The organism is Gilliamella sp. ESL0250 (assembly GCF_013345045.1).
Lineage (GTDB): Bacteria > Pseudomonadota > Gammaproteobacteria > Enterobacterales > Orbaceae > Gilliamella > Gilliamella apicola_H.
Genome location: NZ_JAAEDV010000018.1, coordinates 1 through 15,372, shown reverse-complemented (window position 1 = coordinate 15,372; position 15,372 = coordinate 1). Strand labels below are relative to the sequence as shown.

The 15,372-nt window shown below is 34.4% G+C and carries 15 protein-coding genes and 1 pseudogene; 4 read left to right on the top strand and 12 right to left on the bottom strand.

All coding sequences use genetic code 11. The features are described from left to right. Positions 1-8 precede the first annotated feature (8 nt). On the top strand, positions 9-1,370 hold the full coding sequence (locus GYY69_RS12050) for a PTS ascorbate transporter subunit IIC (protein ID WP_174797903.1): 1,362 nt from the start codon (positions 9-11) through the stop codon (positions 1,368-1,370). A 206-nt stretch (positions 1,371-1,576) separates the two neighbouring features. Beyond that, entirely contained in the window at positions 1,577-2,128 is a 552-nt protein-coding gene (locus GYY69_RS12045; RefSeq protein ID WP_174797902.1) for a GNAT family N-acetyltransferase, read from the top strand. A 98-nt stretch (positions 2,129-2,226) separates the two neighbouring features. Here the strand turns inward: GYY69_RS12045 and GYY69_RS12040 are convergent, their stop codons facing one another. From GYY69_RS12040 to GYY69_RS12030, 3 genes are all read right to left on the bottom strand, one after another. Next, positions 2,227-3,675 (bottom strand): APC family permease, encoded by a 1,449-nt coding sequence (locus GYY69_RS12040; protein ID WP_174797901.1) that lies wholly within the window; start codon positions 3,673-3,675, stop codon positions 2,227-2,229. Between the two features lie 174 nt (positions 3,676-3,849). Further along, the gene (gene adhP / locus GYY69_RS12035; RefSeq protein WP_174797900.1) at positions 3,850-4,884 is read right to left on the bottom strand and encodes an alcohol dehydrogenase AdhP; all 1,035 of its coding nucleotides are present in this window, start codon (positions 4,882-4,884) and stop codon (positions 3,850-3,852) included. 295 nt (positions 4,885-5,179) lie between these two features. After that, positions 5,180-6,499: an MFS transporter gene (locus GYY69_RS12030; RefSeq protein WP_202985012.1), complete on the bottom strand. Its 1,320-nt coding sequence runs from the start codon at positions 6,497-6,499 to the stop codon at positions 5,180-5,182. A gap of 239 nt (positions 6,500-6,738) precedes the next feature. On the opposite strand from GYY69_RS12030, the gene GYY69_RS12025 reads away from it, so the two are divergent. Beyond that, positions 6,739-7,779 carry a tagatose 1,6-diphosphate aldolase gene (locus GYY69_RS12025; RefSeq protein ID WP_174797898.1) on the top strand — a complete coding sequence of 347 codons (1,041 nt, stop codon included), beginning with the start codon at positions 6,739-6,741 and terminating at the stop codon, positions 7,777-7,779. Positions 7,780-7,988: 209 nt separating this feature from the next. Beyond that, positions 7,989-8,114 (top strand): annotated as a pseudogene (locus GYY69_RS13240) (IS481 family transposase); the annotation flags it as partial. A 754-nt stretch (positions 8,115-8,868) separates the two neighbouring features. Here GYY69_RS13240 and grxB read toward each other — a convergent pair. The 9 genes from grxB to GYY69_RS11980 all read right to left on the bottom strand — a co-directional run bounded on the left by grxB (position 8,869) and on the right by GYY69_RS11980 (position 15,286). Further along, positions 8,869-9,519, bottom strand: a complete 651-nt coding sequence (gene grxB, locus GYY69_RS12020) for a glutaredoxin 2 (RefSeq protein WP_174797897.1) — start codon at positions 9,517-9,519, stop codon at positions 8,869-8,871. Then, complete coding sequence (locus tag GYY69_RS12015) at positions 9,516-10,145, bottom strand: Pr6Pr family membrane protein (protein ID WP_174797896.1); 630 nt, start codon at positions 10,143-10,145, stop codon at positions 9,516-9,518. The genes grxB and GYY69_RS12015 overlap by 4 nt, the downstream gene beginning before the upstream one ends. A 163-nt stretch (positions 10,146-10,308) precedes the next feature. Further along, positions 10,309-11,523 (bottom strand): hypothetical protein, encoded by a 1,215-nt coding sequence (locus GYY69_RS12010; protein WP_174797895.1) that lies wholly within the window; start codon positions 11,521-11,523, stop codon positions 10,309-10,311. Beyond that, positions 11,523-11,795 carry a PAAR domain-containing protein gene (locus GYY69_RS12005; RefSeq protein ID WP_174797894.1) on the bottom strand — a complete coding sequence of 91 codons (273 nt, stop codon included), beginning with the start codon at positions 11,793-11,795 and terminating at the stop codon, positions 11,523-11,525. The genes GYY69_RS12010 and GYY69_RS12005 overlap by 1 nt, the downstream gene beginning before the upstream one ends. A gap of 31 nt (positions 11,796-11,826) precedes the next feature. After that, positions 11,827-12,657 carry a DUF6708 domain-containing protein gene (locus GYY69_RS12000; protein WP_174797893.1) on the bottom strand — a complete coding sequence of 277 codons (831 nt, stop codon included), beginning with the start codon at positions 12,655-12,657 and terminating at the stop codon, positions 11,827-11,829. Positions 12,658-12,660: 3 nt separating this feature from the next. After that, positions 12,661-13,491 carry a DUF6708 domain-containing protein gene (locus tag GYY69_RS11995; protein ID WP_174797892.1) on the bottom strand — a complete coding sequence of 277 codons (831 nt, stop codon included), beginning with the start codon at positions 13,489-13,491 and terminating at the stop codon, positions 12,661-12,663. Between the two features lie 17 nt (positions 13,492-13,508). Beyond that, positions 13,509-13,910, bottom strand: a complete 402-nt coding sequence (locus GYY69_RS11990; RefSeq protein ID WP_174797891.1) for a hypothetical protein — start codon at positions 13,908-13,910, stop codon at positions 13,509-13,511. A gap of 78 nt (positions 13,911-13,988) precedes the next feature. Beyond that, the gene (locus GYY69_RS11985; protein ID WP_174797890.1) at positions 13,989-14,819 is read right to left on the bottom strand and encodes a DUF6708 domain-containing protein; all 831 of its coding nucleotides are present in this window, start codon (positions 14,817-14,819) and stop codon (positions 13,989-13,991) included. Between the two features lie 26 nt (positions 14,820-14,845). Then, entirely contained in the window at positions 14,846-15,286 is a 441-nt protein-coding gene (locus GYY69_RS11980; RefSeq protein WP_174797889.1) for a hypothetical protein, read from the bottom strand. Positions 15,287-15,372: the final 86 nt, after the last annotated feature.

Sequence of the window (15,372 nt, the reverse complement as noted above, 5' to 3'; positions counted from 1 at the left end):
GTGTTGCCATGATTCAAGAAATCGTAAAATTTATTGTAGATATTTTAAAAGTACCTGCGATATTAGTCGGTTTAATTGCGATGGTTGGGCTAATTGCCCAACATAAATCATTTGCTGATACCGTAAAAGGCACAGTTAAAACAATTTTAGGTTTTTTGGTATTAAGTGGTGGTGCAAGTGTACTTATTAGTGCAATTACCCCACTAGGCATAATGTTTGAACAAGCTTTTAAATTACAAGGTATCATTCCTAATAATGAAGCCATTGTTTCTATGGCATTAAATGAATTCGGTGCAGCAACAGCATTAATTATGGCATTGGGTATGATCGCCAATATTGTGGTCGCACGGTTTACACGCTTAAAATTTATTTTTTTGACAGGACATCATACGTTTTATATGGCTTGTATGATTAGTATTATTTTAACCGTAGCGGGTTTTCAAGGCTGGCAACTCGTGTTCACAGGTTCATTAGTTCTGGGATTAATTATGGCATTTTTCCCTGCGTTAGCACAACCACATATGCGTAAGATTACCGGTAATGATGATGTTGCATTTGGACATTTTGGTACTTTAGGTTATGTGTTAGCAGGGTGGCTTGGGCAAGCTGTGGGTAAAAACTCTCGTTCAACCGAAGAGATGAATTTACCTAAAAACTTAAGCTTTTTGCGAGATAGCTCAATTTCAATCTCATTAACAATGATGATTATCTATCTTATTTTAGCAATATCTGCTGGTGCAAGCTATGTCGAAACCAATCTCAGTAAAGGTGATAATTATTTAGTTTATGCGATTATAGAAGCAATTACATTTGCTGCCGGAGTATTTATTATTCTTCAAGGTGTGCGATTAATTCTAGCTGAAATTGTACCTGCCTTTACAGGTTTTTCGGAAAAATTAGTCCCTAATGCCAAACCGGCTCTTGATTGTCCTGTAGTATTCCCATATGCACCTAATGCAGTACTCATTGGTTTTTTATTTAGCTTCCTTGGTGGTTTAGTCGGATTATTTGTTCTAGGGCAATTAGACTTAGTCCTCATATTGCCGGGTGTTGTTCCCCATTTCTTTTGCGGCGCTACTGCTGGTGTATTTGGCAATGCAACGGGAGGACGTTGTGGGGCAATACTAGGCGCGTTTGCGAATGGTTTATTAGTCACATTTTTGCCTGTTATGCTATTACCAGTATTAGGATCACTAGGTTTTGCTAATACGACTTTCTCGGATGTCGATTTTTGTGGTATTGGAATTATTCTTGGTAATATGGCTAAATGGTTTAATAAAGATATGATAATGGGTATTTTTATGGCTATTTTTGCCATATTAGTTATTTATAATTATGTAGCTAAACCTAAAGTGGATGCAAAAAATTAAGCATACTTACTATAGCCTCTAATCATATTAGGGGCTTTATCCAAGCGATTAATATCGAAAAATTAAAAATTATGGCAACGAAAATAACCCAATCATAAGCAAAATGCCATTCTTGCTTTATATTAACCATCAGAAATTTTTCATTTACAACCACTATATCCAACCATAAGATTAAACATTTAGGCATAAAAAAGAAAGAAATAAACATGAACAATACCAAACAAGCGAGTATTTATGTTAATAAACATATTTCTCTACAACCACCAGCAAAAGAGCTCGCTGCTGAGTTGTATCGTGTTATAGATTTTAACCGAGATTATTTTAGCCAATTTATGGCATGGTCTAAGTTTGTAATTCACCCAAAAGATACCGCTGATTTCTTAGATTCTTGTTTAGCAAAACATCAAAATAATCAGTCAAAAAATTATGTCATTATGTTGAATAATCATGCTGTAGGGATGCTTTCTTTTAATCAAATCGATCAAAATAATAAAACAGCCTACCTTGGTTATTGGTTAGATAGCCGAGTTCAAGGACAAGGGATTATGACACAAGCCATTAATGCCCTAACAAAATATTATGCGACAAAGCGAATCATTAAACGATTCGTTATTAAATGCTCTGTTGCAAATAGGCAAAGCAATGAAGTGGCCAAGCGATGTGGTTTTAGCTATGAAGGCACACTTAAGCAAGCTGAGTATTTAAATGATACTTTTTACGATCAACACATTTATAGTTTAATTTCGACTTATCTTTAACAGTGTTATCTTAATTAAAAGAAACCAAAAACTGTTGGTTTCTTTTATTGCTACGATAAAATAGCATCAAACAAACTATTTAATCAGCCACCACAATACTATTTACTAGCCATACCGCCATAAATGATTAACACAGCAACAACAGCTATTGCCAATATCGCAGTAGTATATTGGGTTTTGAAACGATACTTTTTCACTTCACCAACTGAAAGATCTCTATTTTGGTTCTTACTTTGATAGTAATAGTACATAGGTAAACCTAGTAACGTTAGCACTATTGAGGCAATACCATTTTCTGTTTGATGAACCAGCATACCATAGATGACATAAAGAGATCCTGCAATAGCAATAATAGGGATAACGGGGTAGCCAATGACTTTATAAGATCTTGGTATAGTAGGGTATTTTTTTCTAGCTATAATAACACCAACAAATGTTAATAAATAAAAAACCCAAATAGAAAACATCGAAATTTCAGACAAACGATCGGCATCTAATAATACCGAGTATAAAAATGAAAAAACGACAAGGACTAAAATTGCATTTACCGGTGAACGACTGTCTTCATCTATTGTGCTTAAATAACGTGCACCAACAATATTGCCGCGCTCAGCCATACTAAAAATAGTACGTGATAATGTCATAATATAGCCATTAATTCCGCCTAAAATTGACACCATAATACCAACTGCAACCAAATTACCACCTAAATGCCCAAATAGGCGTTGTGATGCAACAGAAGAAGCGTCATGTCCTAATGAGACCATTTCTTGAACTGGAAAAATTTTAAATAAGGCAATATTGATACAAGCGTAAACAATGACTAAAAATATAATTCCCAAAATAATGGCTTTAGGCAATACTTTAGCTGGCTTATTAATTTCACCCGCAACCGATGCCACTTGAGCCCAACCATCATAGGCAAATAATGTCGCTAAAATCGCAACAGCAAAAGGGGCATATGTCTCAATCCCTTGACCACTAGCACTAAATAATGCAACTTGCCCATTTCCTTCACATAATCCAAATATCGCCAATAACATTATTGGAACCAATTTACAAGCCGTCGCAATAGTTTGAAGATACCCCGCTTCTTTGACACCAATTGCATTAATAAAAGCAATAAAACCTAATGCTCCAGCACCTACTGCCATTTTGTACGTATTTTCAATATCAAATAATGAACAAAACACCGAACTAAAATAACCCACTAATGCACCAATCAAAGCAGGTGAAAAAATCACTGTCATCATCCAACCATAAAGATGAGAAATTTTAGCGCCATAGATTTTTTCTAAATAAACGAGCATTCCCCCAGTTTTTGGAAACATTACGCCGAGTTCACAAAGTGTTAACCCGCCACAAATAGAAATAACACCACCAATTATCCATGCTAACAGTGCATAATGATAATCACCTGCTACCTCTAATACTGCAGGCGGTTTCATAAAAGCGCCTGCTCCTAAAACCATTCCCACAACCAGTGATAATGCAGAAACTAAACCAAGATCTTTCCGCAAGTTATTTTCTAAATTGTGATCTGCCATAAAGATCCCCTTAAATATATAAATAAACGTGAAAAATTTAGTTATGATAGGGATTTATTTATAAAATACAAGCAAGATTCATTTTAGTTAATTAAAAAGTTTCAAAAATCAGAATGCTAAAATAAACAAAAAGTCAGCACAAAGCTGACTTTTTATTCGCTATTTTTTGAAAAATTATTTCTTTTTCTTCATTTTCATATCAACAACCATACGACCTCGAATTTTACCTGCTTTCATTTCCTCTATCATATCATTGATATCTTCCAAAGGTCTTTTTTCGACTATGGGCACAACTTTACCTTCGGCACTAAATTGAAATGCTTCAGCTAAATCTTCACGAGTACCAACCAGTGAACCTAAAACTTGAATACCATCTAATACTGTTTTAGGAATACTCAAATCCATATTTTCAGAAGGCAAACCCAATGCAACTACACGTCCTAAAGGGCGCACTGAATTGATAGCTTGATTGAATGCAGTTTTAGTAACCGAGGTCACCACAGCGCCATGCACACCACCTGCGGTGTGCTCTTTTATATAAGCCCCCACATCCTCAACTTTCTTAGGATTAACGACTAAATCCGCACCTAGTTTTTTGCATAATTCCAGTTGACTATCACTGTTGCTGATTGCAACGACTTTATTGTTAAATACTTTTTTACCATACTCAATAGCAAGTGTACCTAATCCACCAATACCAAATACAGCAAGCCATTGACCTGGTTTTGTATTCGCCACTTTAATCCCTTTATATGTCGTTACACCTGCGCATGTCACGCTAGTTGCTTGTGCAGGATCGAGCCCTTCTGGCACTTTAACAGCATAATCCGCTTTAACAATGCATTGTTCTGCCATGCCACCATCAACGCTATAACCAGAATTTAACGCATTTCGACAAAATGTCTCATTACCTGAAATACAATACTCACAAGTACCGCAACCAGCATGAAACCAAGCAATACTGACACGATCACCTATTTTCAAACTTTTTACATCATGCGCAATTTTAGTCACAATGCCAACGCCTTCATGACCAATAACTCGCCCCGGTTTTTTACCAAAATCACCCGATGCCACATGGATGTCTGTATGGCAAAGGCCACAATATTCAACATCAACGAGTGCTTCTCCTGCTTGTAAAGGGCGAACAGGGATATCTTTAATTTCGACTTGACCGTCACACTCTTGTCTAATAACTGCTGCTTTCATTTTTTCTCCTAGCAAATTTTAAAATTAAAATATCATTGTTTTTATTTTAACCTAATCCTGCTTAAAAAATTTGAGTTGTTTCACAATTTTACTAAATCGTATTGATGTTTTAATAAACTATACTAAAACGTAACCTTTCCTGAAACTTTTTGACAAAATAAGATGGATATATCGTTTAAATGAATAAAGCAGGCAGATATGAATATAAGGTAAGTCAGCTAAATGGGAAGCAAGACCAAATTTTTATACTTCCCATTTACCATTATAAAATAATCAACTCTACGATTAGCATTTGTTATGCAAGATCTTTAGCAATATATTTTTGGCTGTTATTATTAATGAATAAAAATAACCCAATCAATGCACCGAAACCAAATAATCCAATAACATAGATAGCTGGCGCCATTTTGCTCATAAAATCACTCAAAAAAGAGATCAACAAAGGTGTTAATCCGCCCGCAATGGCGTAAGCCATATTAAATGAAAACGATACGCCACTGTAACGAATCTGAGTAGGAAACACGGTCACCATAAAATAAGCAAAAGAACCTACAATACCGACACTAAAACCCGCTAACGCATAAGTCATAAATAAAAGGTGCGGGTTATCTAATGAGAGGTAAAAAATAGCGATAACAACAGTTGCAATAGCACAACCGATTAATATCACTTTCCCCATAGCAAATTTATCCATCATCATGCCATAAAATGTACAACTTATAATAAGCCCAATAATCGCTAATATATTGCCCTGTAACGCATCGACTGGTGAGTAGCCAAATTGCTTTTGTAATAAAATTGGCGTCATTAGCATAATAACCATAATCCCCGCAGACAGCACCCAAGTGAGTAACATGGATAAAATAGTCTGAGGTAAATACTCCGTCAACACAGTAATAACCGGTATTTTTTTAGCTAATTCTTGTTGTTTGCGTTTTTGCATTTCCTGAAAAATTGGCGTTTCTTTTAACCAACGACGTAAATACATTGCAATCAATCCAAAAACACCACCAATAATAAATGGTATACGCCATCCCCAATCAATGAGTTGTTCGGCAGATAAGCATTTATTCATAGCCGTTGAAACTAACGAACCGAGCAAAATACCTAGACTTAATCCACTAGTTAAAATGCCACATGCCAATCCAATTTTATTTTTCGGTACATGCTCTGAAACAAAAGTCCAAGCACCAGGAACTTCACCCCCGACTGCTAAACCTTGACATAATCGCATAAACAGTAACAACAAAGGTGCCAAAATACCAATATGGGTATATGTGGGTAAACAACCTATAAATAGTGTGGGTAATGCCATAAGCAATATACTTAGCGTAAACATCCTTTTGCGACCAAACCGATCGCCAAAGTGTGCCATAACAATTCCTCCAAATGGACGTATTAAATATCCAGCGGCAAAAATACCAAAGGTTTGCACTTGGCTCAGCCAATCAGGCATATCATTCGGAAAAAAAAGATGACTAATGGTTATTGAAAAAAACACAAAAATGATAAAGTCATAAAATTCTAATGCCCCACCTAATGCGGAGAGTGCCAATGTTTTATAGTCTTTGGCATTTAGAGTTCTTGTCGATGTTTGGGGTACTACATTTTGCATGTGCATCCTTGTAAATTATTGTTTACAAACAGTTTAATGTAATTAACTACTATACGCTAACAGTTGCTTTTTTAAAAGAAGATATCCACTCAAGTGATAACTTAAACGCAATTATTATGTGTTGCGCAATAATTGTGTTCGCTTATTTTAAAAATACCGCTAAAACTAGCACAAATGATTAATAAATAGCCAAACAAAAAAACTACAATGAAACATCTTACTAAACGGAGAGCTATAAAATGGCTAAAAAATGTATTTCTCGTGGCAAATTCACACGTATGCAGCAATTATCAAACCAAGACGGCGTTATCGCTGCGTTAGCGATCGATCAACGAGGTTCAATGGTTAAGATGATGGAATCGGCCGTTGGCAAAGATCGTTATCATATTGATATGGTGTATGAATTTAAGGAACTTGTCTCTCAAGAGTTAACTAAATATGTCAGTGCAATTTTGTTAGATGAAGAATATGGCTTTAAAGGCATGGCTGCCAAAAATAGCAATGCTGGATTAATCATGTCATACGAAAAGACGGGCTATGATGCCAATACGCCAGGACGATTGCCCGATATATTGCCCGAAGATTCATTACAACGTTTAATAAAAAAAGACGCAGATGCCGCAAAAGTATTGGTTTATTATAATCCTGATGATCCTCAAGATATTTTAGATAAAAAGCACGCTTTTTTAGAACGTTTAGGTAATGAGGCAAGAGCTGCCGATATTCCCGTTTTTGTTGAACCTATAGTATATGATAACGAGATAACTGACGATAAAAGCCCAGAATTTGCAAAAATCAAACCTCAAAAAGTCATTAATACCATTAAAGAATTTACTAAAGAACAATATTACATTGATATTTTAAAAGTCGAAGTTCCTGTGCTTTTTAAAAATGTCGAAGGCTTTAACGACAACAACGTCGTTGTCTACACGCAAAAACAAGCTGCTGACTACTTTAAACAAGCCAGCGATGTCGCAACGCGTCCTTTCATTTATTTAAGTGCAGGCGTGCCAACAAAAACCTTCCACCAAGAACTCATTTTTGCTGGTGAAAATGGGGCTAAATATAGTGGCATCCTCGGTGGACGAGCTACTTGGTTTGAAGGCGTTGCCGCCTATGCAAAAGGTGGAAAAGAGGGATTAAAACGTTGGTTAGATCAAACTGGCCGTGAAAATGTTGAGCACCTTAATAAGATATTAAAACAATATGCCACGCCTTGGTATGATATTTATGGTGGTAAAGATAATATTGAAGTGATTGATCTTAAATTAGGCAATTAATTAGCAAACCAAACAGAGAACAGGTTTTGTTCTTATTTTCCTGTTCTCTCTTACCATGCTATCCTGTTTATCACCTTAGTTGTCGGAATTGCTCGTGTTATTTACAATAATTTGAGAAACGACTGTAATAGTTATACATAAAAAAAACAAAACTAACGCCTTATTACAGAAAAGCATACAGCGCTGATATCATAAAGAAAATACCCCTCCGTTATGGTATTAAACGTTTAGTCAAAGTTGAAAAATCCATTGAAGATAAATTAAAACGGCAAGCTAAAGGCAATAACAAAACCTATCTAGGCAAAATGTTTCATGTTGACACCAAACATCTACCCTGAACATTCCATTTAAAAAGCCGAAAGGTCTCATCAGGTATTACATAACCTAATTCTCATTGCATATAAACACGAAAACAGGCAGCATAATTTTCTACATCAATTGTGTCTTATCTATGGAATATTTATACAACTGTTCGCCTTTTAGATTATATTTTTTGTAAAAAATATTCAGGATTCTATACCGTTTCGTGATTCATTAAGAATTTGTAGTATCTCATTTGTTAAAACGTGGATATTCATCATATCAACTCAAAAATAAAAGTTGTCTGAACTCAAACGAATACAAGATAGAAACTTTAATAAAGATATGGTGTTCGCCTTTTAGATTATATTTTTGTAAAAAATATTCAGGATTCTATACCGTTTCGTGATTCATTAAGAATTTGCAGTATCTCATTGTTAAAACGTGGATATTCATCGTATCAATCCAAAAATAAAAGTTGTCTGAACTCAAACGAATACAAGATAGAAACTTTAATAAAGATATAGTGTTCGCCTTTTAGATCATATTTTTGTAAAAAATATTCAGGATTCTATACCGTTTCGTGATTCATTAAGGATTTGTAGTATCTAATTGTTAAAACGTGTGATCACCATCTTATTAATCGAAAACTTACAAACCTACCTGCTAACAAACAAATGGGAGTTACCTTGTTAGCAGATTATTTTAATCATGAAGTGTAAACAATCTGGCGTTTTCTTGCACCTGAGTTTTACAATAAATTAAAACGCCAGATCCACTTGCTGTTCATCAAATGGCTTTATCAAAAAACAAATTAACTTTACTCAGTTTTGCCATGGATTGTATATAAGCTTTAATTTTAGGCGGAAACGTTAAGCTTTTAACACACGTCAAATTCCGTAAGACAGGAAACAAACAGATATCATCTAAAGATAATTGACCATTACACGCATTTGGCGAAACAATCAATAATTCAAGCTTATTTAATACCGCAGATACGGCAGACACTAACGAATCAGTTTGCGCTAAACATTCATCAAATGACCCTAATTTGCCGACTTTACTGGTTGCAAAATAATCAATCGCGCTTTGTGTTGCAAATTCAGCTAAGCCGAGTTTTATATAACGAGGACACTCTAACTTATAATCATATTGTTGTAACTGTTTGATTAACTCTGCAATATTTGGAGATTTAGATCCAATTAAAATCGGCTCACCACCATAATTATTATCAATATAATCAACTATATCTAAACTTTCAGGCATATAGCTACCATCCTCTTTTTGTAAAATGGGTGCCATTTTTTCGCCAATCATCCGCTCTGGCGATTGAAAATCATCACTCAGCAATACCTGCAATTCAACCGATATGTTTTTTAAACCGAAAATCATTCTTGCCCTTACACAAAAAGGACAGTGCTCATAAATATACAGTTTCATTTTCGACTCCTTAAATATTCAATTGCCCAACATAAAAAGGCTAATCCCACAAATAGCAAAAAAACCTCACTCACAGCAAACAGCGCTTTTGGATAACCAATCTGCGTAACATTAATAAAAGGATATGGATACAAATTGGTATAATAGCCACGCACAAAAATATAAATGCCATATCCAATCATTGACAATAACGCCCCCATAATGACTTTTAAATCAATTCGTCGAAATGGTCCAAAAATAAACCAGCTCAATAATCCCAAAGCAGGAATAACCACATGCAAACTTTCATTAGCAATTTTCAATAATACATTAGGAGGTGGAGTATGAATGCTTCTTAACACTATGTTATACACAATAGTTGTTATAATCACACCTACTAAACCATTCAAACGAATAACTTTAAAACTATATCGATGACAATTAGGATTGATAGCTAGCCAAAAACAACTCAATGCTAACATTAAATTTGATAAAACCGTAAAGAAACTATAATAATAAATTATTCGCCCTATTGAAGATTCGGGTTGCCAAGGACGAAATTTAGTATGCCAATAAATGTAAGTTTCCATGGCTATAATAGAGATTGCAAACAGCGCAATAAAAAGATGAATACTTCGCTTTAGCATAAAAAATAAATATAGATAAAACAGTACCCCCAGTATATACCAAATAGTATAAAAGCAAAAAGTTAACTGATTATTTTAAATTAATGCAAATAGTTTAAAATAATCAGTTTTTAATATAAAAATAAAATGCACATTTAACATAGCGATATATTACCTTAAACGCTTAACAAGTGTTATTTTCTTGCAAACATGACACAACCGAAGCGGTAAGTTGTGTTTTACCTACCATGATCAATTGTTTATCTTTTTTTATAGATACATTTTCAATGGCTAACACTAATGCCAACCAATATGAACAATAGCCAGCATAACCAATTGAAGTATCGATATCAAAATGATTTTTTGCTTCAAATTGAATTTGATTAAAGTGGTGCATAATTTCATTTTTAAAATCTGACGAAATACCGCTATACCAAACCCCGCCGTAATTGTTATCATCGGCACTGCCCCACAATAAAGCATGCTCAATAGTTTGCGTGAATTCCGTTTTTTGTTCACTACGATGAACTTTTATTAATGGCGAATTAACAGTAGGAAAAAATGGCGCTCTATTTACCTTTTCCCCTGCTAGAACTAGCATTGAAGCAAACTCACCTTCATCTTTAATTGGAGCAGAAAACAGATGTGTATTAATCACCAAAAGCAACTCATCATCATGAGCACTATTGTCTAACCATGTTTCTATAAATGTAGATGATTGGCTGGGCTCTTCAATTTCAAAGCTAGCAGGATGACAAATTCTTTTTCCCAATGTTTCCATCCATAATGCCTTTATTTTATCGTTTGAAACTTCAGCATCAATAAATAACCTAACATGCAAATTTGATTGTGTTAACACGGTTGCAAATTTAGCTTTGTATGCTTTTTCAAAACGAGTAAAAATAAATTTTAAACGCTCATCAAAGCTTTCAGATTTCATATCATCAATCATAGATAAAGTCGTATGGGGAATAACAATGCCACTATTGCGGTGTAATTTACTTATCATAAAAAAATCATTATTAACGATAGAGGCGGCATTTCTTGTTTCGCCCTGTTCTGTAATAAGTGAAAAGCCTAAAACATATAATCCTCTTTGCCCATAATGAATCAATTTTTGTTTACGCTTTTCTATGCATAAATTCCACTGTTCAATATAAGCTAGACGATTACCATAGAGATAAACACCATATAAAAATATAAACAGCCAAGAAACAACAGGGAAAGCAAACAGGCCTGAAATAAAAAGGATATCTGATATGTCATAAAAAAAGCTGAGTGTAACTGTAATGATACAACCAAGCAGAATGAACACGATAAGCAAAACACCCCAGAACCAAAAATTCATTTTTTTAGCATCAGACAACGGGGCTGGCAGTAATGTTAAATCGACAGACATTAGCTTTTTCCTACCTCGGATAATGATGAGATTAAAGAACAACCACAACCGCTTTTATAACCATCTAAAGCGACTTGCTTACCTTGATCGGAAAAAGTTGATTCGCCCTCAATAATAGGATTAATTCCATGGCCTTTTATTGGACAACTGACTAAATCCCCCACTCGAGCAACAGGTTTGCCTAAAACTGTCATTGTCGATGAAGCAGTAATGACTTTTCCACCATGATCTGTCAAATCCCCTAACCGAATAACTCCGCGTAATTTACTCATTTTTCATTTCCTTTATTTTTTCATATTTGTATTATTGATTTCCTACCTGTTGATATTGTGCATCTATTTGTTGATACTCTTCAAGCGAGCTGGCTTTGGATTTTTTGTCGAGTTCTTCTGACCAATTGATTTTTACCGACCACTCATATTCATCTGGCATCTGTTCGGTATCTAGGTTTTTATCCGAAAATTCCATAAAACTATTCACCCACATCCATTCATTGTAGCTTAAACTACTATCTGTACAAAAAGTAAAGTGGTCAATTACATTAGTGGTATTAGGCTCACATACCACACACTCTATACGGTAAGTTCTGACCATTCCACCACCAGAAATCGGTGCCGATACTGACGTCATGACGCCTTGAATATCTGCCCAATCAAACTCTTTCATCGTTATCTCTTTCACTCTAAAGGGTGAGCGAGTAAATGTTTCTAACGAACCAAAATATAAAAGAAAATGGTCATAAATATAAACTTTACCTGTTTTTCGATTAAAACGTATTGGGCAATCTTCAGGAGCATATAATAGATAGAAAACAAGCTGTAAGAATAAATATATTAAATAAATGCACAATAACCAAAGAGGTATAAATATAAGTTTCCCTTCTGTTTCAAAAATAATAACATAAGATGTAATATATACTACGAAAAACGACAATAAAATAAGCATTATTAAACAAATAATAGTAACCCAACGCGGAATCCACTCCCATCCCTTTGTTCGCCGAGAAAATTCACAATAATCATCATTAGCATAACGTAATTTTTTATTATTACTTAAATAATGGCGCGTTGTATAAACCCCTTTGTATAAATCTTCGCGCCAGCATGAGACCTGTGGTTGATATTTGGATGGCATTATTTATTCCTTAATTTTTTTATACTCGGCATCTATTTGTTGATACGCTTTAAGCGAGCTGGCTTTGGATTTTTTGTCGAGTTCTTCTGGCCAGTTGACTTTGATTGGCCATGTGAACTCTTCTTCTGGCATTAATTCCGCATCCAAATTATTATCATAAAAGGCCATATAGTTATTTATCCACATCCATTCGTCATAGCTTAAACTGCTATAGGCTGCTAGTAGAAAATGGTCAATCACTTTAGTGGTATTAGGCTCACATACCACACATTCTAGACGATAGCTTCTAACCATTCCGCCACTAGCAAGAGGAACTGATACAGAGGTCATACACCCCTGAATATCTGCCCAATTAAACTCCTTAACCGTTATTTCTTTTACTTTTAAAGGTGAGCGAGTAAATGTTTCTAACGAACCAAAATATAAAAGAAAATGGTCATAAATATAAACTTTACCTGTTTTTCGATTAAAACGTATTGGACAATCTTCAGGAGAAAAAAAAATATTCGAAGCCATTAGGAAAAAAAAATAAATAAAAAATATTAATAATAAACAACATGGTATAACTATTATATTGCCCTTAGTGTCTATAATAGTACTTGGTATGATCCATGATAACCCCCATATAGATAATAAATTACAAAGTAACACAATAGTAATCATAAATATACGAAGTAAAGGATTCATCCCTGTTAATCGTCTTGAAAATTCACAATAATCATCATTAGCATAACGTAATTTTTTATTATTACTTAAATGTAATTTTGTTGTATATACCCATTTATGCAAATCCTCACGCCATGCGGAAACTTGTGGTTGATATTTGGATGGCATTATTACATTCTCCTTTTTTAATTGATAATATGTTCAATGCGCAGTGGCGATTTGGCGTCTTTACCTTGCCAGTAATGTAATATGCCAACCACTTTTTTCGCTTTTACCCTTAATTCGGCAACTTTTTGGTCTATCGCCACAGTATTATTTATATTTGATTCGATAGGATAATCTTTAGAAGCAACCCAGCGCACTAAATCATAATTACATTGATTGGGTGATACCGTAACATGCAAATGTTTATCGTCTTTACCTTTTGCAATTTTGACCTTAGCCGATTGCTCTTCAGAATCTGTTAGATAGACCATACAGACATAACGGCTTTGCGCATCAAAATTGGGCAGTTTAATATGCACATGCAACCCACCAGCATAAATTAATGCAGCGTTTTCATCTGAATCATTACGAATATCGTCCAAAAAGAACTCCATATCATAAGATTGATAATTTAAAGCCAAATAAATACTAAAATTACGCCAATGATAATTTGGAGATTTTTATTCCTTAATTTTTTTATACTCGGCATCTATTTGTTGATACGCTTTAAGCGAGCTGGCTTTGGATTTTTTGTCGATTTCTTCTGGCCAGTTGACTTTGATTGGCCATGTGAACTCTTCTTCTGGCATCAATTCCGCATCCAAATTATTATCCGAAAAGGCCATATAGTTATTTATCCACATCCATTCGTCATAGCTTAAACTGCTATAGGCTGCTAGTAGAAAATGGTCAATCACTTTAGTGGTATTAGGCTCACATACCACACATTCTAGACGATAGCTTCTAACCATTCCGCCACTAGCAAGAGGAACTGATACTGAGGTCATACAACCCTGAATATCTGCCCAATTAAACTCTTTAACACTGATCTCTTTGGCTCTAAAAGGGGAACGAGTAAAAATTTCCCATAAACCAAAATATAAAATAAAGTGATCATAAATATAAACCTTACCCGTTTTACGATTTAATCGTATTGGGCAATCTTCAGGAGCAAAAATAACACTCAAAAACATCTGAAAGAAAAAATAAATCAAAAAAAAACCTATAAAACAGCACATTAACAACAACATTTCATGTTTAGTTCCCCTCAAAACACTTGGTAAAGTTAAATAGAGTGCAAATATTAAAAATAAAATAACTATTAATGAAAAAAAAATAGTCACCAAACGAAAAAAAAATCTCATTCCTGTAAAACTTCTTGAAAATTCACAATAATCATCATTAGCATAACGTAATTTTTTATTATTACTTAAATGTAATTTTGTTGTATATACCCATTTAGGCAAATCCTCGCGCCATGCGGAAACTTGCGGTTGATATTTAGATGGCATTATTACGTTCTCCCTTTTTTGTTTTTTTAATTGATAATATGTTCAATGCGTAGTGGCGATTTGGCGTCTTTACCTTGCCAGTAATGTAATATACCAATCACTTTTTTCGCTTTTAACCTTAATTCGGCAACTTTTTGGTCTATCGCCACGGTATTATTTATATTTGATTTGATAGGATAAGCTTTCGATTTGACCCAGCGCACTAAATCATAATTACATTGATTGGGTGATACCGTAACATGCAAATGTTTATCGTCTTTACCTTTTTCAATTTTGACCTTAGCCGATTGCTCTTCAGAATCTGTTAGATAGACCATACAGGTATAACGGCTTTGTGCATCAAAATTGGGCAGTTTAATATGTACATGCAGCCCACCGGCATAAATTAATGCAGCGTTTTCATCAGTATCATTACGAATATCGTCAAAAAAGAACTCCATATCATAAGATTGATAATTTAAAGCCAAATAAATACTAAAATTACGCCAATGATAATTTGGAGATTTTTATTCCTTAATTTTTTTATACTCGGCATCTATTTGTTGATACGCTT